Source organism: Pseudomonas tremae, assembly GCF_001401155.1.
Classification (GTDB): domain Bacteria; phylum Pseudomonadota; class Gammaproteobacteria; order Pseudomonadales; family Pseudomonadaceae; genus Aquipseudomonas; species Aquipseudomonas tremae.
Genome location: NZ_LJRO01000051.1, coordinates 1 through 535, shown reverse-complemented (window position 1 = coordinate 535; position 535 = coordinate 1). Strand labels below are relative to the sequence as shown.

The following is a 535-nucleotide window of genomic DNA, read 5'->3' as shown; positions in this document are numbered from 1 at the left end:
TGGGATTGTGGGTAGGCGCAAGCTTTTTGCCGCTCGGTGTGGCGGTCATTCTGCTGGCGGTCAACCTGGGCATGTTGTGGCTGTTCTTCGTCGGTGCCGTGGTGGCGGGCATCGGTTTCGGATCAAGTTTTCTGGGCGCACTGCGGATGCTCATGCCAACCGCGCATGCCCATGAGCGGGGAGGGCTGATGTCAGCCTTTCTGGTACTCAGCTACCTGGCCTTCTGCATACCGGCACTGGTTGCCGGGTTCTTTGCCCACTCGGCAGGGCTGGTGATGACCAGCAATGTCTACGGAGCAGTGGTGATCACGCTGGCATTAATCGCATTGGCGAGTTTGATCGTACGCCGTACAGCCAGCAAAAACAAAAATGCCCACGTTTAAGTGGGCATCTCGGCTTGCCGACAGGCGGGAGTCTTCAGCGCAGGTCGTTAACCATCTCGGCCAGCACGGTCAATACATCCCCGGCCAGTTGCGCCGAGCGTTCGCCTGACCAGCCTGTTACCGGGTCCGGCGCGTTATCGTGGTCCTTGAAC

The 535-nt window shown here is 59.4% G+C and carries 2 pseudogenes; one reads left to right on the top strand and one right to left on the bottom strand.

Annotated features, from left to right (window positions below):
* Nucleotides 1-383: pseudogene (locus ALO43_RS03810) on the top strand (MFS transporter); the annotation flags it as partial.
* Nucleotides 384-417: 34 nt separating this feature from the next.
* Here the strand turns inward: ALO43_RS03810 and ALO43_RS31745 are convergent.
* Nucleotides 418-535 (bottom strand): annotated as a pseudogene (locus tag ALO43_RS31745) (carboxypeptidase family protein); the annotation flags it as partial.